At 65.2% G+C, this 21,525-nt stretch carries 27 protein-coding genes; 25 read left to right on the top strand and 2 right to left on the bottom strand.

Going from position 1 to position 21,525, the window contains the following annotated elements:
- The first annotated feature begins 84 nt into the window (after nucleotides 1-84).
- The 16 genes from RUH65_RS05925 (at nucleotide 85) to RUH65_RS05850 (ending at nucleotide 13,768) form a co-directional block, all read left to right on the top strand.
- A complete protein-coding gene (locus RUH65_RS05925) occupies nucleotides 85-885 on the top strand; it encodes a hypothetical protein (protein ID WP_313816355.1) in 801 nt (266 codons plus the stop codon).
- Nucleotides 886-906: 21 nt separating this feature from the next.
- Nucleotides 907-1,860, top strand: a complete 954-nt coding sequence (locus RUH65_RS05920; protein WP_313816354.1) for a major capsid protein — start codon at nucleotides 907-909, stop codon at nucleotides 1,858-1,860.
- Between the two features lie 76 nt (nucleotides 1,861-1,936).
- Nucleotides 1,937-2,332: a hypothetical protein gene (locus RUH65_RS05915; protein WP_313816353.1), complete on the top strand. Its 396-nt coding sequence runs from the start codon at nucleotides 1,937-1,939 to the stop codon at nucleotides 2,330-2,332.
- A gap of 3 nt (nucleotides 2,333-2,335) precedes the next feature.
- On the top strand, nucleotides 2,336-2,644 hold the full coding sequence (locus tag RUH65_RS05910; RefSeq protein WP_313816352.1) for a hypothetical protein: 309 nt from the start codon (nucleotides 2,336-2,338) through the stop codon (nucleotides 2,642-2,644).
- 20 nt (nucleotides 2,645-2,664) lie between these two features.
- The gene (locus RUH65_RS05905) at nucleotides 2,665-3,090 is read left to right on the top strand and encodes a hypothetical protein (protein WP_313816351.1); all 426 of its coding nucleotides are present in this window, start codon (nucleotides 2,665-2,667) and stop codon (nucleotides 3,088-3,090) included.
- A gap of 106 nt (nucleotides 3,091-3,196) precedes the next feature.
- On the top strand, nucleotides 3,197-3,520 hold the full coding sequence (locus tag RUH65_RS05900) for a hypothetical protein (RefSeq protein ID WP_313816350.1): 324 nt from the start codon (nucleotides 3,197-3,199) through the stop codon (nucleotides 3,518-3,520).
- On the top strand, nucleotides 3,520-3,864 hold the full coding sequence (locus tag RUH65_RS05895; protein WP_313816349.1) for a minor capsid protein: 345 nt from the start codon (nucleotides 3,520-3,522) through the stop codon (nucleotides 3,862-3,864). Before RUH65_RS05900 ends, RUH65_RS05895 begins: the two co-directional genes overlap by 1 nt.
- A 2-nt stretch (nucleotides 3,865-3,866) precedes the next feature.
- Complete coding sequence (locus RUH65_RS05890) at nucleotides 3,867-4,304, top strand: minor capsid protein (protein ID WP_313816347.1); 438 nt, start codon at nucleotides 3,867-3,869, stop codon at nucleotides 4,302-4,304.
- A gap of 23 nt (nucleotides 4,305-4,327) precedes the next feature.
- Complete coding sequence (locus tag RUH65_RS05885; protein ID WP_313816346.1) at nucleotides 4,328-4,987, top strand: phage tail tube protein; 660 nt, start codon at nucleotides 4,328-4,330, stop codon at nucleotides 4,985-4,987.
- Between the two features lie 108 nt (nucleotides 4,988-5,095).
- Nucleotides 5,096-5,629, top strand: a complete 534-nt coding sequence (locus RUH65_RS05880; RefSeq protein WP_313816345.1) for a hypothetical protein — start codon at nucleotides 5,096-5,098, stop codon at nucleotides 5,627-5,629.
- Between the two features lie 488 nt (nucleotides 5,630-6,117).
- Nucleotides 6,118-8,331, top strand: a complete 2,214-nt coding sequence (locus tag RUH65_RS05875) for a phage tail tape measure protein (RefSeq protein ID WP_313816344.1) — start codon at nucleotides 6,118-6,120, stop codon at nucleotides 8,329-8,331.
- Between the two features lie 19 nt (nucleotides 8,332-8,350).
- On the top strand, nucleotides 8,351-9,064 hold the full coding sequence (locus tag RUH65_RS05870) for a hypothetical protein (RefSeq protein WP_313816342.1): 714 nt from the start codon (nucleotides 8,351-8,353) through the stop codon (nucleotides 9,062-9,064).
- A gap of 15 nt (nucleotides 9,065-9,079) precedes the next feature.
- Complete coding sequence (locus RUH65_RS05865; RefSeq protein ID WP_313816341.1) at nucleotides 9,080-10,252, top strand: hypothetical protein; 1,173 nt, start codon at nucleotides 9,080-9,082, stop codon at nucleotides 10,250-10,252.
- A 14-nt stretch (nucleotides 10,253-10,266) separates the two neighbouring features.
- A complete protein-coding gene (locus RUH65_RS05860; RefSeq protein WP_313816340.1) occupies nucleotides 10,267-11,391 on the top strand; it encodes a hypothetical protein in 1,125 nt (374 codons plus the stop codon).
- Nucleotides 11,391-11,891, top strand: a complete 501-nt coding sequence (locus RUH65_RS05855; RefSeq protein ID WP_313816339.1) for a hypothetical protein — start codon at nucleotides 11,391-11,393, stop codon at nucleotides 11,889-11,891. The genes RUH65_RS05860 and RUH65_RS05855 overlap by 1 nt, the downstream gene beginning before the upstream one ends.
- Entirely contained in the window at nucleotides 11,888-13,768 is a 1,881-nt protein-coding gene (locus tag RUH65_RS05850; protein ID WP_313816337.1) for a LamG-like jellyroll fold domain-containing protein, read from the top strand. The genes RUH65_RS05855 and RUH65_RS05850 overlap by 4 nt, the downstream gene beginning before the upstream one ends.
- Nucleotides 13,769-13,988: 220 nt before the next feature.
- Here the strand turns inward: RUH65_RS05850 and RUH65_RS05845 are convergent, their stop codons facing one another.
- Complete coding sequence (locus RUH65_RS05845; protein WP_313816336.1) at nucleotides 13,989-14,903, bottom strand: YaaC family protein; 915 nt, start codon at nucleotides 14,901-14,903, stop codon at nucleotides 13,989-13,991.
- Between the two features lie 358 nt (nucleotides 14,904-15,261).
- Between RUH65_RS05845 and RUH65_RS05840 the strand changes: the two genes are divergently transcribed.
- Entirely contained in the window at nucleotides 15,262-15,441 is a 180-nt protein-coding gene (locus RUH65_RS05840) for a helix-turn-helix domain-containing protein (protein WP_313816335.1), read from the top strand.
- 65 nt (nucleotides 15,442-15,506) lie between these two features.
- Nucleotides 15,507-15,986 (top strand): helix-turn-helix domain-containing protein, encoded by a 480-nt coding sequence (locus tag RUH65_RS15695; RefSeq protein ID WP_396179679.1) that lies wholly within the window; start codon nucleotides 15,507-15,509, stop codon nucleotides 15,984-15,986.
- A 105-nt stretch (nucleotides 15,987-16,091) separates the two neighbouring features.
- Here RUH65_RS15695 and RUH65_RS05835 read toward each other — a convergent pair whose 3' ends face one another.
- Nucleotides 16,092-16,316 carry a hypothetical protein gene (locus tag RUH65_RS05835; protein WP_313816334.1) on the bottom strand — a complete coding sequence of 75 codons (225 nt, stop codon included), beginning with the start codon at nucleotides 16,314-16,316 and terminating at the stop codon, nucleotides 16,092-16,094.
- A gap of 194 nt (nucleotides 16,317-16,510) precedes the next feature.
- Here RUH65_RS05835 and RUH65_RS05830 point away from each other — a divergent pair, with 194 nt between their 5' ends.
- From RUH65_RS05830 to RUH65_RS05800, 7 genes are all read left to right on the top strand, one after another.
- On the top strand, nucleotides 16,511-16,948 hold the full coding sequence (locus tag RUH65_RS05830) for a DUF2746 domain-containing protein (RefSeq protein ID WP_313816332.1): 438 nt from the start codon (nucleotides 16,511-16,513) through the stop codon (nucleotides 16,946-16,948).
- Nucleotides 16,949-16,950: 2 nt separating this feature from the next.
- Nucleotides 16,951-17,838: a hypothetical protein gene (locus RUH65_RS05825; RefSeq protein ID WP_313816331.1), complete on the top strand. Its 888-nt coding sequence runs from the start codon at nucleotides 16,951-16,953 to the stop codon at nucleotides 17,836-17,838.
- 3 nt (nucleotides 17,839-17,841) lie between these two features.
- Nucleotides 17,842-18,144 (top strand): hypothetical protein, encoded by a 303-nt coding sequence (locus tag RUH65_RS05820; RefSeq protein ID WP_313816330.1) that lies wholly within the window; start codon nucleotides 17,842-17,844, stop codon nucleotides 18,142-18,144.
- A gap of 43 nt (nucleotides 18,145-18,187) precedes the next feature.
- Nucleotides 18,188-19,126: a hypothetical protein gene (locus RUH65_RS05815; RefSeq protein ID WP_313816329.1), complete on the top strand. Its 939-nt coding sequence runs from the start codon at nucleotides 18,188-18,190 to the stop codon at nucleotides 19,124-19,126.
- A gap of 314 nt (nucleotides 19,127-19,440) precedes the next feature.
- Nucleotides 19,441-19,740, top strand: a complete 300-nt coding sequence (locus RUH65_RS05810) for a hypothetical protein (RefSeq protein WP_313816328.1) — start codon at nucleotides 19,441-19,443, stop codon at nucleotides 19,738-19,740.
- Between the two features lie 63 nt (nucleotides 19,741-19,803).
- Nucleotides 19,804-20,439 carry a helicase associated domain-containing protein gene (locus RUH65_RS05805; RefSeq protein WP_313816327.1) on the top strand — a complete coding sequence of 212 codons (636 nt, stop codon included), beginning with the start codon at nucleotides 19,804-19,806 and terminating at the stop codon, nucleotides 20,437-20,439.
- A gap of 230 nt (nucleotides 20,440-20,669) precedes the next feature.
- Nucleotides 20,670-20,942 carry a hypothetical protein gene (locus tag RUH65_RS05800; protein ID WP_313816325.1) on the top strand — a complete coding sequence of 91 codons (273 nt, stop codon included), beginning with the start codon at nucleotides 20,670-20,672 and terminating at the stop codon, nucleotides 20,940-20,942.
- The last annotated feature ends 583 nt before the right edge of the window (nucleotides 20,943-21,525 follow it).

The following is a 21,525-nucleotide window of genomic DNA, read 5'->3' as shown; positions in this document are numbered from 1 at the left end:
TCATCAAGGCGCGCCACCGAGTGTGACCCGCTTCATCAGACCTTATCCGCACCCCCAGACACGTTTTTCGACCTCGGAGGAACCATGAACAAGCGCAAGACCATTCACGGCATCGACCTCACCGCCCCCGGCGGCGTCCAGGCCCTGCTCGACTTCCACCGCTGCACGTTCGGTGACGCCCAGATGAACGCCGGCGGCGAAGGTGGAGACGGCGGCACCGGTGGAAATGGCGGCCAGGGCGGCGACCCTGCAGGCTCCGGCGATCCCGCGGGAGCCGGTGCCGGGACTCCCCCGGCGGCCCCCGCCACGCCCCCGGCCGGCGCTCCCGACCCGAAGGACGGGGAGGACGACCAGGAGCCGTGGAACGACCCGGTCAAGGCGAAGGCCGCGATCGAGCGGCTACAGCGTGATGCGGCCAGCGCCAACGGCAAAGCCCGGGACAACGCCCGCGCCACCGCTGCCCAGGAAGCCGAGTCCGCGCTCGTGCAGAAGCTCGGCAAGGCCCTCGGCCTCGTGAAGGACGGCGACGAGAAGCCCGACGCCGACGCCCTCACGAAGCAGCTGACCGACCAGACCACCACGGCGAAGCAGGCACAGCTTGAGCTCGCCGTGTTCAAGGCCGCCGGCAAGCCCGCACTCGGCGCGGACGCCGCGGCCCTCCTCGACTCCCGATCCTTCCTCGAGAAGATCGGCGACCTCGACCCTTCGAAGGCAGACGACATCGAAGCCGCCATCAAGAAGGCGATCGAGGACAACCCCAAACTCAAGGCCAGCCAGGCGGCGGCCAAGGGAAGCGCAGAAATCGGCGGCGGGTCCGGCGAACAGCGCACCAACAAGCCCGGGTCCCTCGCGGACGCGGTCGCAGGACACTACAACACCAACTAGCCCCAGAAGGAGCACCCAGCCATGCCCGTCACCCTTGCACAGGCCTCTCAGAACGCCACCGAGGCCGTCGACATCACCGTCATCGACGAGTTCCGCACTTCCGCGATGCTCGAGCAGATGATCTTCGACGACGTCGTCAGCCCGGCCGGCGGCGGCGCCACCCTCTCCTACGGCTACCGCCGCAAGGAGACCATGGGGACCGCGCAGTTCCGCGCCATCAACTCCGAGTACACCCCGTCCGAGGCCACGACCTCGAAGCACTCGACCGAGCTCAAGGTGCTCGGCGGGTCCTTCCAGATCGACCGAGTCCTCGCGAAGGTCGGCCCGGCTGCCTCCAACGAGGTGTCCTTCCAGATGTCCGACAAGATCCAGGCCGCACGCGCCCAGTTCTCGGACGCAGTCATCAACGGTGACTCCGCCGTGGACGAGGACTCCTTCGACGGACTGTCCAAGGCGCTGGCCGGCTCCACCACCGAGGTCCCCGCCGGGACCATCGACTGGTCCGGCGCCCTGGACGAGACCTCCGCGTTCGGCATCCTCGAGGACCTGGACGAGCTCCTGGCCCTCATGGACGGCGAGCCGACCCTGGTCCTGTCGAACAAGCTGGCCCTGGCCCGGATCCGGTCGGCGGCGCGCCGCACTTCGATGTACGTGCGCGAGCCCGGCCCCCGGAACACCTACGTGGAGCGGTACGGCAACGCCATCCTGTTCGACGCAGGCAAGAAGGCCGGCACGAACGCCGACATCATCCCCGTCACCGCGGGGACCACGGACCTGTACGGGGTCCGCATCGCCCTGGACGGCTTCCACGGTGTGTCCACCGTGGGCGGCCAGTTGGTCCAGCAGTGGCTGCCGGACTTCACCAAGGCCGGTGCCGTGAAGACCGGTGAGGTCGAGATGGGGCCGGTTGGTGTTGCCCTGAAGAAGACCAAGGCCGCCGCGGTGGCCCGTGGTGTCCGTCTGGCCGCGGCCTGATCCCCAACCCATCCACGCGCAGTGGGGCCTCGCCTTCGGGTGTGGCCCCACTGCTGTAACGGAGGAGAACATCATCATGACCATCACCAAGATCACCGCCCCGGCCCAGGTCACCACGTCCACCGAGTACGGCCCGGTCGTCCTGAACTTCAAGGACGGGCAGGCCACCCACGAGGGCGAGCTGTCCGGCGGGCTGCGCCGCTATTTGGAGGGCAAGGGCTACGTCGTCGAGGCGGAAGCCGAGGAAGATCTCGACGACGAAGCCGCCTTTGCTGCAGGCCTCCGCGTCGCGGGCCTGCAGCCCGAGGGACAGCCGGTCCCGGCCGCGCCGCAGGGCAACGCCTCCGCCGAAGCCTGGCGCGCCCACGCCGTCGCACGCGGCCTCGACGAGGGCACCGTGGCCGACATGTCCCGCGACGAGGTGAAGGCCGCCCTGGCCAACCTCGACGCAGACCAGAAGCAGGAGGACTGACCCATGGCCGCAGACCCTCGCGCCTACGTCGACCCCATCCTGCACGGCACCCCGCTTCGGGATGCCGCCGTGGACCCCCGACCAACCGACTTCCTGCCCCCGACCAACGCGGGCCTCGAAGGCGAGGTCGGGAACCCGCACGGCCCCAACGTGATCTCCCCCGAGATCCACGGGTCGCAGGGTGTCCGCCCGGTCCGGCCCGGCGACGTGTCCGACGACCCGGCAATCCAGTCGGCGGCGGAGACGGAACACCTCGTCACCTGGCAGCCCACCGCGGCTGCCCAGACCCCCGCGCCGGAACCCGAAGTCTGACCCCTGATAGGAGGATCACCGTGGCACGCACTTACGCGACCGAAGCCGACCTGACCGAATGGACAGGAGCCGAGGCCCCGGCGAACGCGGTGGTCCTCCTCCGGTCTGCCTCCACCCTTGTGGAGCAGGCCACCCGCAACGCCGTCTACGGGACCTTCACAGACGGCATGCCCAGCCAGTCTCGTGTCATCGACGCGTTTCGGGATGCGACGTGCGCGCAGGCATCCTTCTGGGCGGCGAACGGGCTGGACCCGGCCGCTGGGAGCCTGTCCGAGCAATCCACGCGTGTGGCGTCGTCCAAGTCCATCAAGGGCGCGTCCGTGTCATACGACGCCGGGGACACAGCGGCCACGAAGGCCGCCCGCGTCGCCGCCCTGTCCACGCTGTGCGAGGAGGCCTTCGGGATCCTCGACCACGCCGGCCTCATCACGGCGGCCGTCCGATGATTGCGCACGCCGTGGGATGGGTCCTGTTGTTCGTCCTGGTCGTGGTCCTGCTGTGGGCCACGACAGGCGGCCCGGTCGGGTACGACGACGCACCCGAGGAGGACGAATGAGCGCCGCTGACCTCGAAGAGTTCTACGTCCACCAGGCGACCGTCCGCACCCTCCAATCCGGCGGCGCATGGGGCGACACCTTCGCACCCGACCGGGCCGCCCGCTGCTTCATCGACGAAACCCGCACCCTCGTCCGCGACGGCACCGGCGCCGAAGTCATCTCCGAGACCACGTTGACTACCCCACCGGAGTACGACGGCTGGTTCCTTCCCGGCTCCGAAGTCGACCTACCCAAACGGACAGCGACGGTCATCAAGGCCGGCCTCGCCAACTCCGGCCCCCTCGACCTACCCGACCACCTCGAAGTGGCCCTGACCTGATGGCCAAGGGATGGAAGTTCAAACCCGTCAAGTCCGTTACGACCAGGCTCCGCAAGTCATCCGCACGCGGGCTGGCTCTGGCCGCCGAGCACGTCCTCGGGGAATCCAACGCGAAGGTCCCCCTCGAAGAGGGCACCCTCGAACGCTCCGGGACCGTCAGCTTGGACGAGAAGAACCTCCGCGCCGCGATCTCCTATGACACCCCATACGCGACCGTTCAGCACGAGGACCTCACCCTCAGCCACACCGGGGGCCGGGAAGCGAAGTTCCTAGAGAACGCCATCAACGGCAATAAGGCCGAGGTCCTCGACATCGTTGCTCGAACCGTTCAAGGGGAGTGGTAGCCGTGGCATTCCAGACGGAGTTCCTCACCGCCCTGGCCGGGCGGCTCCACACGAACGGGGCGGCCACGTACCGGCCCGCCGGCGGGTACGTGGCCGGTGAGGTCGGGCTCTACTTCGACCAACTGGCCACCGCCCCAGACCGAGGCATCGCACTCAGCATGTACGGCGTGGACGACAACACCGGCACCACCGACTCCACCATCGGAGTCCAAGCCCGGATCCGAGGCCGCCGGAACAACCGGGCCGACGTGAAAGACATCGCCGACGCCCTATTCGAGGACCTGCACGACGCCGTCCACTACCAACTCGGGGGCACCCCCGTGGTCCGGTCGTGGCAACAGTCGACCACCAGCCTGCCGCCGGACGGGAACAACCGGCAGGAAGCCACCGTCAACTACTACTTCCAGATCAATCGAACCAGCCCCCACCGCCGGGACTGACCACCCTCGAAGGAGACACCACCATGTCTGTGACCACCACCGAACCGATCATCGCCGGCGTACTCGGGGACTGGCTCCTCGAGGTCGCCCCCTACACCGACGGCACCGAGCCCACCGCCTGGACCCTGGTACGCGGCATCACCGAGCTCACCCCGCCGCAGACTGAGAAGAACCTCGAGGATGACGGCGAGTACGACGGCACCTTCTGGGGTTCCCAGATCGCCACCGGCATCTCGTGGACCGCTGAGGGAACCATGAAGGTCCCCCGCGCGTCCCTGCCGGCCGACCCCGGTCAGGCCATTCTCAAGGCCGCATCCCGGGAGATCGCCGAGGACGGCCTCGTCCACGTCCGGTTCCGGAAGCGCAACGCGGTCCCGGCCACTGGCGACGAGGGCATCGCGGATGTCTCCTACGTGGAAGCCGGTGGGCCGAAGACCGACCTCACCACTGCCGAGCTCACCCTGACCGGGCGTGGAAAGTTGGTGGCGTTTGCCGCTGCGGACAGCGCTGCCCTCTGGGAGGCCGCGAAGACCTACCAGGCAGGGGAAATGGCGGTCCTCTCCACCGGCGAATCCCTGCGTGCCCAGAACGGTGGCCTGTCCGGCGTCGACGAGCCCGATGCCCCGTTGGCCATCGGCGGGATCGTCGTGGACGGCACCGTGTCGTGGGAGCGCACCGCCTAACCAACCACCACACCCCTCCATCTCCCTGCCGCCGTGTTTGCCGAGGGCGCGGCGGCAGGGTTCCACCTCGGCACACCTCGGCACACCTCGGAAAGGTAACCCTCCACCATGGCACTCAAAGACCTCCAGGCCGTACTCAGCGACGGCCACCACCTCCCCATCAGAGGCAAGACCTACACCGTCCCCCACGCCTCCGCAGAGGCCGGCCTCGTGTTCGGCCAGATGATGGGCGTCGCCCAGAAGATCAAGGATGCCCAGGACGACGGCACCGAGCCCACCCTGGACGAGGCCGACGTGAAAATGATGACCGACGCCCAGGAAGTCGACTACTACAAGGAAGTCCTGGCCGACACCTACGACGTCATGGTCGCCGACGGGGTCCCGTTCACTGGGATCAAGCTCGCCGCGACCTACGCCCTGATCTACGCCGTCATGGGAGACACCCCGGCGGAGGCGTTCTGGAACTCGGGGGGAAAAGCTCCAGCGCCGAATCGCAAGGCGCGGAGAACGGCGACCCAGACCCGCACGGCCGCGGCCACTACGACGAAGCCACGGGCCTCTCGGACTACTACGACTACCCCGAAGGCCAAGCCCCGAACTCAGGGCTCATCTGGAAAGACATCTTCCAGCACTGGCAATTGATCGAGGCCGACCTGCACCGCTGGTACGGGGTCGACGTCGAGGACGGCACACTCACGGCCCGAACCTACCGGTGGCTTATGTCCCGCGTTTCCGGGCTCCTCGGGATCGAAAAATCGTTTCTCCGGCTCAAGCTCTACCCGCCCAAGCAGCAGCAGAGTGGCCGTCGACGCCGTAGGTAACCACCCGGAAAGGGGCATCCTGTGGCCATAAATGTCGGTGAACTGGTCGGCTACCTCGGTCTCGACGCTGGTCCGTTCGAGAAGGGCATCGGGGCCGCGATGGCCACCCTCGGGGACAAGAAGTGGCAGGTCGCCGGGTCCGCCGCCGGTCTGGCTGCTGGTGCCGCGTTGGCGACCGGGCTCATGGGTGCGATCGAGATGGACGGGGCAACCCGGAAGATGAACGCCGGTCTCGGGCTCACCGGGGCGGAGGCGGAGCGAGCAGGGAAGGCTGCCGGGGAACTGTATTCCTCCGGATTCGGTGAGTCCATGGAGGACGCCACCAACGCCACCGAAGCCGTCATCTCGTCAATCTCCGGGATGCGGGATGCCTCCGAAGAGGACCTGGCGGCCATGGCCCGGTCCATGTCCACGGTGGCCACGGTCGCCGGATCCGACGTAGGCCGCGCCGCGCAGGTTGCCGGGCAGATGGTTACGAACGGGCTCGCCAAGGACGGGGTCGCGGCCGCCGATCTGCTGACCGCTGCCATGCAGAAGGTCCCCGTCGCCGTCCGAGACGAAATCTTGGAGGCTACGGACGAGTACGGCCCGTTCTTCCAGCAGGCTGGCATCGAGGGCGAACACATGATGTCCATGCTGGTCAAGGCCTCCGAGGCTGGCATGTACGGCATCGACAAGACCGGTGACGCCGTCAAGGAATTCGGCAACCTCATGTCGACCGAGAATAAGGCCTCCGTCGAAGTCGTCGAGGACCTGGGCCTCTCCATGGATACCCTCGCCTCCGACATGGCCGTCGGCGGCGACAAGGGCGCTGAGGCGATGCAGAAGGTCGTCGGTGGCCTCCTTGACATCAAGGATCCCGGGGAGCAGGCGGAGGCCGCTATCGCCCTCTTCGGCGCCCCAATTGAGGATCTATCCAAGTCGGAGATCCCGGCGTTCCTGGGCCAGCTTTCATCTGCCGAGAGTGGTCTCGGGGACGTTTCGGGGGCGGCTGCGACCGCAGGAGAGGAACTTACCGGCGGGCCCGCAACCGCTGTCAAAGAGTTCGGTCGGATCATCCAGACCTCGCTCATGGACGTCATGGTCGGCGTCATCCCGTACCTCACACCGGCTATCGAAATGCTGTCCGAGTTCGCCCCGGTCATCGCTCCGTTGGCCCTCGGCCTGGCCGCGTTCGCCGGCGCCGTGTGGGCTGTCAATGGGGCGATGAAGGCCTGGGCCGTCGTACAGACCATCCTCAACTCTGCCCTGATCAAGGGGGCAGGCACGGCGGTCGCCGCCGCGTTCCGTACCGTCGGTGCGTGGGCACTGATGGCAGCCTCAGCCACTGTCAACGGGCTCCGGATCGCCGCCGTGTGGACTGTACAGATGGTCGGCGCGGCATTGCGCGGAGCGGCCTCGTTCGCGCTGTCTGCTGCCCGGGTGGTCGGTTCGTTCGTGCTCATGGCCGTTCAATCAACCGTCCAGGCGGCTCGGGTCGTGGCCTCCTGGGTGCTCATGGCCGCTCAGGCTGTGGTCCAGGGGATCCGCATGGCGGCGGTGTGGACGGCTCAGGTGGTCGCTTCGGCGGCTGTCGGGGCAACCCAGTTCGCTGTACATGTTGCCCGTGTCATTGCCTCGTGGGTCTTGATGGCAGGGCAGGCCGTTGTACAGGGTGTCCGAATGGCGGCGGTGTGGACAGCCCAGATCGTCGCGGCCGCAGCGTCCGGCGCTGCTTCGTTCGCCGTGCAGGCTGCACGGGTGGTTGGCGCGTGGGTCCTCATGGGCGCCCAGTCGCTCCTCCAAGCGGCCCGCATGGCGGCTGCGTGGTTCATTGCGCTCGGCCCCATCGGGTGGGTGATTGCCGCCGTAGTCGGGCTGGTGGCGCTCATCATCGCGAACTGGGACAAGGTCGTTAGTTTCACCCGTACAGCGTTCACCAACGTGGCGAATTTTCTGGCCGATACGTGGTCGAACATTACGCGCGGGATCGGTGGGTTCATCGACGGTGCCGTTGGGTTTTTCCGGGATCTGCCTGGAAATATCCTCTCTGCCCTAGGCGATCTCGGCGGCCTCCTGCTCGACGCGGGCGGGCAGATCATCGACGGGTTCCTGTCCGGGCTGACCGCTGGCTTCGACAAGGTCAAGGGGTTCATCGGCGGCATCGGCTCGTGGATCGCGGACAACAAGGGACCCAAGGCCTACGACCTCGCGCTCCTCGTCCCCGCCGGCGGCTGGATCATGTCCGGGCTCGAGAACAGCATTCGGGCCTCGATCCCGTCGCTGGCCAACACGCTCGGCGACATCTCCGGCGTTATCGCCAACGGTATCGACCCCACCCTCGCCGGTGGGGTCACTGGTGCTGGTGTGACTGCTGCGGGGAATCCGTACACCACACAGGGCACCGAGGGCGGCGGCGTGAGGATCACCGTGCACGTCACCGAAGCATCGAACGCCCGTGAGACGGCGCAGTTGGTGGCGTCGAAGATCGGGCACCAGTTCTCGGCACAGGGGGTGAGCATCGGTGACATCGATTTCGATTGACGGTCAGGAACTGCACGGAATGGACCGGTTCGGGGTGTGGGTCACCCGGGGCCTCGAAGGGTGGCACAACCCCGGACCGAAAGATGCCGGCCACAGCACGGCCCCTGGCGCCCGTGCCGCCTCTCCCGGCCTGCTGACCGTCCAGCCGCGCACCATCACGGTCACTGGCCGGTTGGCGGCCAAGGACGATCTGCAGGCCACGCAGGCCCGCATGGTCCTGGCCGGCCTGCTCCGGGTGCCGGGGATGATGACGGTCACCACGGGCGGGCAGGCGACGTCCCGGATCGTTCGGGATCTGCAGATGGACGACCCGGTGGTCCGGGGTTCGTTCATGCATTGGCAGTTGACGGTGACCGCGTTGGACCCGAACCGGTACGGCGGCTGGCACGAGCCGGTCACCCTCCCGAACGATGTGCGCACCGGCGGGATTTTCCACCGCGGCAACACCGACTCCTTGCCAATCGTGACCGTCACCGGCTCCGCCCCGGGCGGCTACCGGGTGTCCCACGAGGAGAACGTCTGGTGGGAAGTCACCACACCCCTCGCCTCAGGGCAGGAGGACGTGATCGACTTCCGTGCCGGCCGGGCCTGGCGCAACGGGGAACCCATCAGGGACTTCGCCCGCGCCCAGATCATCCGCATCCGCCCGGGCCCAGAACAGATCATGCGAGCCCGCCCCATGACCACCGGATCCGTTACCGGTCAGGTCCACGTCCAAGACACCTGGGTCTAGGAAGGAGCCGCCGCCGTGTACGTCTACCACCTCATCGACGCCCTGACCGGCGACCGGCTCGAAACACTCACCCCGAAGGCCACCCCCTCGTGGGCCCGGCGCCCGGAACCCGTGTCATGGTCGGTGGAATTCAACATCCGGCCCGACCCGCACGACGTCCTCGGCACCGTCATGGAGGGCAACCCCATGGCCGGGCTGCAGCACCGGATCCGGCCATGGCGGGACGCCATCGTGGTGTCCTGGCAGTCCGGGTCGTCCGAACTGGCCCTGGCTGCCGGCATCGTCTCCGGCCCCCTCGTCATCGCCGAAGCATCCGGGACGCTCCGAGTAGACACCGTGTGCCTACGGACCCTGTTGGAGGGCCGGTTCCTGCTGACCAAGACCCAGTGGCCGTTGGTCGCCAATGACGTGATCTTCGCCAACCGGACGTGGACCGGGCTGGCCTCCGAGATCGTCCGGGCCGCCACCCGAGACTATGAGCCACCAGACCCCGAATACCGGGTGGGCGGGTTCGGGCTACCGATCATCCGGCCGGAGGTCGTCGCAGGGACCCACACCCTGCAGTGGTGGGGCTACAACTTCAAGACCGCCGCCGAAGCCCTCGACGACCTCGAGGAAGAGGCTGGCGTGGTCGTGGACTTCCGGCCCGAGTGGTCGGCCTACAAGTTCCGGTGGGTCATGGAGGTCTTCGCCGACCGCGGCCGGGAAGTCTTGGTGACCTCGCTCGGATCCACGGGGGCGCAGTCCCCGCAGGCGACCTACGGTGGCACGACCCTGGACACCTCGAAGCTGTTCACGGTCACCCATCACACGGGCAAGGGCTCCGAAGTGGACATCCTGAACACCCGCAAGTCGGATACCACACCGACGATGATGGCCCGCGAGGTCCTCCTGGCCCGCCCCGATGTTGAGTCCGGGGCCCAGCTGGTCCGGCAGGCAGACGGCCTGTACCAGGAAGCCCAGACGGTCATCACGCAGGACAGCGTCACCATGCGCCTAGACCCGGACAACAAGGACTGGGTGACCCCGGACGAGCTCGTGATGGGCGGGACCATCCAGGTCATCCTCGAGGACTCCCTGCAGTACAGGCACACCACGCTCCGCCGCACCCTCATCGGGTGGCAGGCATCCGGGGGCCGGGCCATCAACCTCGAACTGCAAGACCTGACCACCGATGCCGGCGTTTAAGAAGGGAGGATCCCTTGGGTTACAACAACGTGAAGACGGGGAACCTCCGTGAACAGCGACGCCAGCAGCGACGCCAGGAAACCTCCGCCCCCGTCGGCCAGACCGGCATCGGCCACGGCGATGGCCTCCGGGTTCATGGCGAGGGCAAAATCATCCTCGACGGCGAGGAACTCACGGTCACCCTCTGGGTTGTCAACGGGCGCGGGCACATCACCCTGTCGCCAACGGGCCGGGCCGGCCTGCTGGCCGACCCTGCGTTCTGGGCTGATGAGGGCGTGTTCGGCGTGGCCGGGCCTCGCCGGAACGAGTCCACGGCGCCGGCCGGATACGGCGGTTCAAACCTGTTCCTGTACGCGACGTCGGCCCAACTGATTGCAGGAGCGGGGACTACCGCCGCCGGGCAGGTCTTCGTGAACCAGGCCGGCATGGCGCAGTTCATCAACGCGAATGGGCAGGTCACGCTCCACCCCGATGGGGCCGTGGACCTCTACGGGCCCGACGGAAATTCCGTGACGCTCACAGCAACCGGCGGGGCAACCTTGGGCACCAGCGGCTCGGCGTACAGCGCTGGGGTGAATGGCGCTTGGTCTGCTGGTGATGCCTCGCGAGCGGTCATCCAGGGGACGAACGCGGGGGACTTGGGGCTGTGGGCGAAGCTGGGCGAGAACATTCACCTGAACTCGTCCACTCTGGTCAACGGCAACCTCACCGCCTCCGGGACGAAGAACTTCCTCATGGACCACCCCAACCTCGAGGGTCACACGATCCGGTACGGGTCCACGGAGTCCCCGCACTCCCTGATCCAGTGCCGCGGCCGGGCCGCCATCGGCGAGGACGGCACTGCCAGCGTGGACTTCCCCGAGCACTTCACAGCCATCGTGAAGCCAGACACGGACGTGGACGTCACCCTGCAGTCCTACGGCCCGGACGCCGCCTGGTGCGACGTCCCGACCGAGACCGGGACCATCGTCCACGGTGTCTCCGGAACCGTCGTGGCGTGGCAGGCCCTCGCCGAGCGCATCGGCGGGGACTTCGTCGTGGTCGAAGAAGGCACCACGGCGCCGGCCGAACCGGTCCTAGCCGACCCAGAGCCCGCTCCGACTGAGCCTGACCCATCCCCCGAAGAGGAGACTCCCTGATGCCACTCACAGCCACGGTGACCGGTCGGCTCGCCGACCTCTCATCCCGAGCCCGCCCCGACTGGCAACCAGAGGCCATGGTCTCCCTGGACCGGGCTGCCGTCACCCTCGACGGCACGGCGGTCAGCACGGAGCCGGTGTTCATGGACATCAGCGCGGACGGCACCATGTCGGCGGACCTGATCGTGACGGCGGAGTTCGCAGCGCCGGTCCGGTACGAGCTCGTCATCGAGTGGCTCTCCCCGACCGGGGGCACCGCGCTACGTGAACGACTGCCGGCTTTTGTGGTCCCGGCTGGCGGCGGGGACCTCGGAGACCTGGCCCTTGTGGAGACCACGTGGGGGCTGGCGTGGCAGGCAGCGACGCCGCCCCCGGTATCCATGCTCTGGCTCTACATCGAACCCACCTACAACCCGGACAGCGGGGCACCGCTGCCGACCTACACGACCCCTGACGGAACGACAATCGAGCACGGTGAGCTCGTGGACTGGAGTGCATGACCATGGCAGGAATCAAGAAGCGCCTCGGCACCCTGCTGGGACCCCAGGGGCGCACTCCGCAACTCACCGTCGGCACCACCGAACAGGTGGCCGCCGGCGAGCCCGCAGAGGTCACCCTGGTCAAGACCGGGACCGCCGCCTACCGAGTGGACGCCCGGATCCCCAAGGGCATCGACGGCGACCCGTCCGGCGTCGCCGACCTGGACGATGCGTCCTCGTCTCTGGTGAACACCCAGGGCACCAAGCTGCAGACTGCACTAAACACACAGAGTGCCGAGGTAATGGCACCGGTGCGATCGGAAGCTGGCAGCGCGGTCGGCGTAGCTGTGTCGGGCCTGTCGGCGGCCAAGGGAAGAGCTCGCGACATCGCCACTCATTGGGGCTTCGGCTCATCCACCATGGACCGCATCGTTTCCGAGATGCAGTCAGCACTCGCACCGTACGGGGCAACATGGGTCGATGCTGGTCAGGGAGGTGAAATTGCCGAGCAGACCACGGCCCGGATTGGTTCCAGACCGGTCCAGGTCGACGCGGTCACGATCCCTAGCACTGGATTCGGGGAGTCGAACCCGTTGCCGATCACCGTTCAGGGGATGGTCGAATCGCCGAACACAGGCGTGACCATCAGTGGCAAGCTCGGAGGGGTCCACGGCACACTGAAGGGCGGGCTCCGGTCCAACCCGGTCTACACCTTTGCCCGCACTACCGTTGGACCCGAAGTGCGGATCTCCGCCGGTACGCCATTCATCCCAGACCGAGAGGCCCGCGCCGGCGTTCTGCATCTGAACCTCGGCAAGAACAACCTCACGGCCCATGGCGGCACTCAAGACGTGCAAGCCCTCCTTGGGTGGCTCCGTGACGCCGTTGCCCTGCATGACTCCAATGACTACGTGATCTGGGGTCACTTCGTGGATACCAACACCCCCGCCACGTCAGCTACTCGCGACCGCATCTTGGCCATGAATCAGGACATGCGCGCCGAGTTCGGAGAGCACTACTTCGACCAAAGCGCATACCTGACCGGTGCGCAGGTGTGGATGGACACGGGTATTACGCCAACCGCATCAGACGTCGAGCAGCAAGCCCTGGGAAACAAGCCTCCATCTCTTTCCTCCGATGATCTCCACTTGAACAACGCCGCTGATTCGGCCGTTGCTTCACGCGTGGTCCGTCATCTGCTGGAGCGAGGCATGCTGCCGTCGCTGGACGTTGACACCCCACCTGCCTTCCGGTGGAACGCAGATAACATTCCTGGCGCCCACCTGGCATCAATCACGTCGTGGAAGAACACGGGAACCGCAGCTGGCGGAGATATGACCAGCTTCAGCACCAATCCGCCAGACATCATGACCGCGCAGAACTCAGGCATCAATGGGCACCGGGCCGCGCTGTTCACCTACACAGACCAAAACTGGGCGGAGACGGGTGCGATCTCAGGGATGGAAGGTCCAATGACGGTGGTACTGGTCGCCAGATACGCCTCAGAAGGTGGCAACACACAGCGCATTTTTGGTGCGGGTGGGGCCAATGATTACCTCACGGTGCTCATGTCGGGTGGGTCCGTTGCGGCCCAGTCCGCCGTGGGAGGGGTACTTACTTCCCTGACTGGGCCAGCACTCGCGGCCAGCCAGTTCACTGTGATTGTGGCCGTGTTCAATGGAGCCGCGTCGTCCGTTACGGTCAATGGCCAGACGACCACCGGAAATTTGGGGCCAGCCCTTCCGAGCTTGACCCCTGCCCGGTTCGGGACGAACGCTTCCCGGAGCACGCATTACTTCTATGGCCGGCTGGGATTGTGCGAGGTCCACAAGCGGGCGTTCAACGCGGCCGAGGTGGCGGCAATGACAGCACGACTCCGAGCTGACTATATGGTCTAGGACCCGTGCTCCTGCTGAAAGACGGCGCAGTCATGCGAGCAGAACCCGTCATGCCCGGCGGCACGAGCTTGACGGCGCGTGTACGTGTGCGGGCAGGTTTCACGGATGCCGGTGAACTCAGTCCGCCTGCAGGGCCGCTGCTCCAAGTCACGGCCCACCCGCCAGGCGCGCAGTCGATCAACAAGAGTCATGGGGTGAGTCTACCGACCGCAAATCCGAACTACCCATCGGATTCGTCGTTTGCAGTGAGCCTCTCCAACTGTTCGGCTAGGAGTTCTGGCACGGCTATAAGGGCTGCGTCGAGTAGAAACTCGACCTGAGATGCGACCTCTGACCGACCAATGTGCAGAGCGTTTGTCCATGCCCGAGGCTCATATCGCGCCAACATTGAGAAGTCGAACAGGATCAACCACCAAGCCATGATCGGCTCGATCACTGACTCAGCTTGTCCTGCAACGGGAAGGATGACCTGGTTCCCCGCATAGGTCGACGCGCCCCGCAGCTTATTCACATAGCCTGTGGCATCAACCGAGCCTTCAGGAACGTCAAGATAAACAGAAGTTTCCGATGGACGCCGGGGTTGGCCCTCCCTGTCCAAGTACAGCGACCATCCTCGCAGCAGGGGGTACCGATCGATTTTGGCTTGTATCGCGGAGATGGAGTCAACTCCCCGGCCAATGTCGAAGGCCAATAGTCTGCCGTCCGTGCGGGAAGTAAAGTTCACCTTCATGTAAGAATCCCAACGCTCAAGTCGCTCACGCAGAGGCAACGATTCTGGCAACTGCGCGACCAAACTTCCGAGTGTCACTCTCCCCACATCCACATACGTCGAGCCGACGGCGATTGAGGCACGGCTGAAGGAATCTCTCCTGTTGGGGAGAACCTCGATCTCCCTGTCCCAAAATGGGGTAGATAGTTGGCCAAGTTGAAAGCCGACACCATGTCCCGAGCTTTCCCAGTTCTTTTGCGCCCCCTCCGGATGGTTGCCTCGAAGCTTTGGAGAGATCGCAGCCAGAGCTCTTCCAGCCTGAGATAGGCCGTAAAACAAGTTGAGCGGACGGCTCTCGTATCCGATGGCGGCTGCCGCCTTGTACTGCTGCTGAGCTTGTTCTAGTGCGGCTTGAAACACATCCATGCGTGAGGAACTACCGCGGGTCAATAGATCGCTCGACGGCGCAGATCTAAATGTTCGAATCGCACGCCAGGCTACGTCCGCGCTCGTCCAACGGCCTATGTCGTAGATAGAGACACCCACCATCTAGTTCCCCTCAGAAGAATGGAGTTTGAATCTGGACGCTACTAGCTCAACCTGAAGGCCTCGTAGCGTGACGGAACCTTCGTCATACCTGAACCACATCACCGGATTAGCCGAGTTCACACGAGGGGCCCACATGGTCGGTCCCTCGAGACACCGGTGACTCTTCCGGCCTCCGCGCCTCGCGGCTATGGTTGCGGCAATGTCATGCCACGACTTGCACTAGGGAGCGTTACAGATGCCCACTGTTCTCTTATCTGTGAAGCAGGCAGCCGAACGACTCGGCGAGCACCCCGACACCACCAGGGCCCGCCTCCGGGCCGGCGACCTCAAGGGAACACGGCTCACGGAGCGGGGGCCCTGGAAGATCACGGAGTCGGCACTGGAGCACTTCATCAAGAAGAACACTCGCATTTGAACCTCTTCAGAGCTCATTGCCATCTTTCAACTACCAATTCGCCCGAGTATTAGGGAGCAAACCAGATGGTCACTCGCTTGCTCACCGTCAAAGAAGCCGCAGGGATCCTGCAAGAGCATCCGGACTCCACACGAATGCGCATCCGAAGCGGACAGATCCAAGGCACCAAGCTCTCCGGCACCAAGAACGGGAGGTGGCGGGTTAGCGAGGAAGCGTTGGAGCGCTTCCTCAACCGTCGACCTCGATCCCAGCCGACTTGGAGGTGGGTGAATCGAAAACGCTACACGCCTCCAACCGACGACTGGAGGTTCAGTGGGATCCCCAGCGGAATACTCACAGCCAGTCAAGTAGCTGAACGCCTGAATGAGCCAGTGAGGTTAACACTCAGGCGCATCAACTGTGGAGAGATCAAGGGCTTCAAATACTCAGAGCGGGCACCTTGGAAGGTGTCTGAAGAAGAGCTACAGCACTACCTCGGCAAGAATGCTGCCGAGCTGCCGAGTCGAAAACACTCGCGTGGGCGAGCTGAGGGTGACTCGAGCTGAACCTACCACGATTGGCTGTGACGAAGGCCGATCAGAAGAATTAGAAGGCCGATGAGAGGTCCCGCCGAGTGCGCGGTCTTCGGCATGTCCGGCCTAAACGCCGGATTAGCCGACTGCGCTCTCATCGCCAACGGCAGTAGAAGTGGACCGAGCCGCAATGATCGCTTGCATCTCCTTCTTGCTGAAATCGTTACCGCAGTCTAAGCACACGTGGTCGTCGGTCTTCGATCCGAGATACAGCTCCTGGTCGAACCTCGTGTGGTCACAGGTCGGCCGACCGTCTTGTTCCCATTTCCTGTAAATCTTCATCGCTTCTTCGTTCTGGATCACGGCTTCTCCTCTAGTCCGATATGGGTTCACTCATAGACGGGGCGTCCAAGTTCTCCAGGCTAGTTGACCGTGGCCCGATGCTGTTTCCGCTACCTCGAACGGCTGCGCGATTAGCCCAGCCCCACCTACCCCTGTCCGAGGCCCGTCACCACCAGGTGGCGGGCCTTACCCATGCCCGAGGAGGGGCACCGCCTATGCCACCGTGGATCATCGAGATCATCATCGCCGTCGTCTCCGCCCTGGCCGTGGTCCTCGCAGCCGCGATCCCCGCATACATCACCCTGCGCTCCAAGCTCATGGTCATCGGGCGGGACGCGGCCGAGGCCAAGGACCAGGTCGCCAACACCCACGAGTCCAACCTGCGCGATGACCTGGACGAAAAGTTCGGGGCACTGGCCCAGGACCTCGGTGAGATGCGCCGGGACGTATCCGGGATCCGCGCCGATCACCAGGCCACCCGCCGCGAGTTAGGGCAGCTGCACGGCGAGGACCGAGCTGCTCGCCGCGAGGCGCAGCAGATGCGCGAAGAAGCCCGGGATCTACGCCAGCGGTTCCTCGCGCACACCGAGGAGACGGCGCCGATGATGCCGATGCTCCGAGACCTCCACCACCGGTACGCCACAGAGGAGTAGACATGACCCTGCATAACGTGATGGCGCCCAGCCCCCGCGGCCGCGTCCAGCCAGATGGCCAGGGCACTGGGTTTGGTGACCGCAATGGCGACCACTGGGGCGAGGACCTCCGCGCCCGCATCCAGAACACACCCGGTGACCCCGTTCTGGCCCCGTGTGTCCTCGAAGTGCTGTGGGCCGGTTGGAACGACGGCACCCGTGAAGCGCGGATCCCGTACCACTCGGGATTGGGGCAGTACTCCCGGCTCGGATGGTTCGGCGGGGACGAGATGTTCCTGTTCACCACCCACCACCGGTCCCTCACAGCCCGCGCCGGCCGGACCATCCCCGCCGGCGGGCTGCTGGGCACCCTCGGCGGCTCCGGCTGGCGCGACGGGCCCGACCACGACTACTTCACCGACCACCTGCACATCGGCATCGCACAGAACACCACCCGACCGATTCGTATGGCCCGCTGGGCCGGTGACCCCGGCTGGATCGACCCCGTCACTTGGTTCGCCCGCCACGGCGTCAACCTCGACACCACCCCCACCGCACCAGCACTTGGCTTCGCCAGCAACCCGAAGGAGATCCCCTTGTCCGCAGCAGAAGTCAACCAGATCGTCGCCGAGATCAAGGCGAGCGAGGCTCGCATCAAGTCCCACATCACTGGTCGCACCACCATCCCCGTCACCCGTTCCGGCCAGCCCGACACCCGGTCCCTGGCCACGATCGTCGGCAACCTCGAAGACAACCTCGCCCTCGTCCCCGAGCGGGTCTGGGACCACGAGCTCACCTACCGAGACCACTCACTCGGCAAAGACCGCCCCGTCAAGGCCGGCAAGCACATGCACTACCTGTCCTGGGGCAACGCCAAGGCCATCGACGCAGTCACCCAGAAGGACGGCTGAGCCATGGCCACCACCCAGCCCGCACCCGGCACACCCACCCAAGTCGCCCACCCATGGAAGGCCGTACTCCGCACCATCGTGGCCGCCGCGGTCGGCGTCGCCCTGGCCTGGCTCGTCCGCGTCCTCGGCATCGACCTCACCGCCCTGTCCCAGCCCATCATCGACTCACTCACCGCCAGCGCCTGGGTCGCCGGCACCGGCCTCGTCCAGTGGCTCCTCACCCGGCCACGACTACAGCCCTTCCTCCAAGCCATCGGCCTCGGCACCGGCGTCGAGAAGGAACCCGGCCGCCACGTCGCCGAATAGCACCGTGGCCGGGGCGACGTCCAAACACCGCTAGGCTCCGATCATGGAGAACACACCGGACTTCGCGGTCATTGAGAATTCGCTGGCCGTTAAGGTCGTAGATGCGCTGACACTACGGTTCACCGGTGAAGATCAGACCGGTGTCGCTCTGCATGAACTTCGTGCTGCACATGTGGCCGAGGTGCTCCAGGGACTAGTTGGCCTCACCGGAGACTTCGATAAGGCCGGGGTCTTCCATTCCGAGGGGCCGGCAACATCCGAGGTGCTCGTACGCCCTGCGAAAGAAGGCTCCTTCCTCATGGAAGTTGTACGCGTGGTGGCTGAGAACCCAGAACCAGTAACGGTCGGTACCGTACTCGGTGTCCCGTCGCTATCTACGATCATTTGGTGGGCGACCAAGTCCGTACGGGCAGAGGTCAAGGACTTCTCGCGACTGGAGAACGGGAACGTCAAAGTGGTCTGGCAGGACGACACAGCTCAAGAAATTCCTCCTGCTGCGTGGGATGAGCTGCAAAAACGAACGCGTCGGCGAAAGAAGCAGCTCCGACAGATCATGGCCCCGCTTAGCGATCCACGCGTAACCGCACTCGATGTTGCCAGTCCGGATGACGACGAAACTCAATCGCAGGATGATGCCCCGGAGGCCTTCGAACTCACTAGATCTGATTACGCAGCCGTACGGCCGGAAGACGACATCGAGGAAGACCAGACCATCTTCGAGATAGAAGCTCAGATGTCGGCCATCGATTTCGAAGACCCTACTCGTTGGCGAGTCAAGACCAAGGATCAGAATCGGTCCGCCACTGTAGAAGACGAGACCTTCCTCCGACGGGTGGCGAGCGGCTTGGCTATCCGCAGGAACGACATCTTTCGATTGCGCGTTCGCGAAGATGCGACCAAGAAGAACGGTCGCACCAGAACTAAGTGGACCGTACTGAAAGTGGAGAGTCACAGGAGATCAACGAATGACGACGATTCATGAGGCCACATCACGCCGACGCGTCGACCTCGCCGGCGTAATTCTTTCTGTCATCGGGCTCACGTCTGGCTTGTTCGCATACGGACTCGTGGAGTACGCGGACTACAACGTTCTTGTTTTCGTCCCCGCGGTCGTCGCGACCACTGTTGGTGTGACCCATATATCTAAGCGTGAAGCATTGCGTCACTAGCGCTCATCGGTGATCGGTTATCACCAACTAGTCGAATAGCACCACCACGCAGAGCCGCCCCCACCGCCACGCTCGAGGTTGGTGGGGGCGGCTTTTGCGCGTCCGGGGCCGGGCCTACCCTGTGACGGTGCAGTACAGCGAACGAGATGACGCCTGGGGGCACGTGACCCGCCCCCGTGAAGGCCAGGAACCCTACATCCGGATCACCCTGCCCGACGGCACCACCGCAGACGGCCAAGCCAGGGCCTGGACCCAGGACAAGGTCTACGCCCTCTGGGTCACCGGCCACGCCTTCGAAGACCGGCACCTCGCATGGATGGACGCCACCGACGTGAAACGGATCCACCGCAGCGAGTCCAACTGGACCGATCCCTACGACGACTCCGCCTTCCACTACCCAGACCTCCCACGAGACAGCTGGGCTTGACCGGCGGGGAGATTCGTAGAGCAGTCAGCCCAGCGGACCCGAGGGCCGACTACTCTGTTGCTCATGACCGATGGCCCCCGCTTGCTCCACCCGGAGTGGGTGCTGTTCTACCGGCAGGGCATCACCCCGGAGAAGATCGCTGAGCTCAACGACCAGCCCGTCCAGAAGGTCCGCGACTACCTGGGCCGCATCGCACACAAGTACCCCGAGATGGTGGAGGGCCGCCTGTACCTCCACGACCGGCCCCGACCACGTCCAGAATCGGTCCCGGATCGAGACCGTAGGTGGAAGGCCGCCCACGCCCGCGTGCTGGCGTTCATCGAGGAGCACGGCCGGCGCCCGTACCGGAACTCCTACGACGACCCCGAAGGGCCCCTCGCCCAGTGGCTCAGCACCCAGCGGTCCGAGCACAACCTGGGCCGACTGGCCGTACATCGAGCCCGGTGGCTGAATGAGACCATCCCCGGTTGGCAGACCGACACCCGCAGCCTGCACTACGACGCAGCGTGGCGGCTCCACCTAGTCGACGTCGTCCGGCTCCGAACAGAACACGGCCGATGGCCGCGCCGCGGCGGTTCAGAAGAACCATTGGGCACGTGGCTGGACAACCAGCGCACCAGGCACCACGCCGGGGTGTTGCCCGCCGAGCGGCGCCGAGCCTTAGACAGAGACCTGCCCGGCTGGCGGGGCCCTTCCTAGGCCGCTGGACTCCGAAGTCCGGTGACATGGTTTGCCCGGCCCTAGTGACGGGATGCGCCGGCCAAAGTAGGGTTCGCCCATGGACACCGACGTTACTCTTGACCGGATACGACGAGTCGTGCGATAGGAACTCGATCAGCGGTGACGCCGGGCAGGGTGCAACTGGCTCTTCGGATACGGTCGAGTCTGGCCGGACTCCTCCGGTCACGAGTCTGAGAGGGGACAAGATCATGGCCAGGAAACCACCCAACTTCCAGTGGATCGGATTCACCGAAGAGCAACGCGAGCTGTTGGACTTCATCGACCACCTCGGTAACAACGGCTGGACCAGCACTGGCCAGACCGACGAGTTGATGCCCAAGCTGTTGGCGGAATGCGCCGAAGAAGACCTCCCAATTGGTCAGGTCGTCGAGGCGATGGAGTCCATCGGGTACGACAGGAGAACCACGCACCAATTGGAGCGCTGGGAGAACAAGCGGCGCACCGGCAAGTTCGGCAAGTAGGCAGGTGCGCCAGGTGCTGCCACATACCCCCTAGGGGTACATAGTGAGAGGGTGCGCACTGGTTGGGTGCCCTCACTGGCCCTGGAGACGTCGAGGTCGAGAACGCTCCCTCCGATGCGTAAGGACACATCATGACCCAGAACACTGCTTCCAATCCCGAACTACTCCCTGAACAGGTCTCCTCGCAGCTGATCTAGCCGTTGGCGGCCGCATCCAACACGACGAGGCAAATCTTCGCCCCGGATAGCGGTCAGGCGTCAACGTCACCACGCCGACCTCTATGGTCCAAGGCGAGAACGGAACGCTGGACAGACAACATCACCCCCGGAGGGGTAGCCGGTCCGGCGCCTGCAGCCCCGCGGCCAGAAGCTGGGGATCGCGGTGTCCCCAGTCCGCAAAAAGTCCGCAATAGGTCCGTAATCCGTCCATAACCGCCCCTCCGGGGCAACTACGAAAACCCCGACATCTAGCGGATATCAGCAGATACCAACGGCCCCCAATACCCCGGCAGGACTTCGAGCTCTACTACGGCGTGTGACATGTGCCGGCCCCCGGGCCGGTGACCACGCGCTTCTCCCTGGCG

The organism is Citricoccus sp. (genome assembly GCF_032154715.1).
In the GTDB taxonomy this organism is placed as follows: domain Bacteria; phylum Actinomycetota; class Actinomycetes; order Actinomycetales; family Micrococcaceae; genus Citricoccus.
The sequence above is the reverse complement of the archived record's forward strand: the minus strand, read 5'-3'. Positions and strand labels throughout refer to the sequence as shown.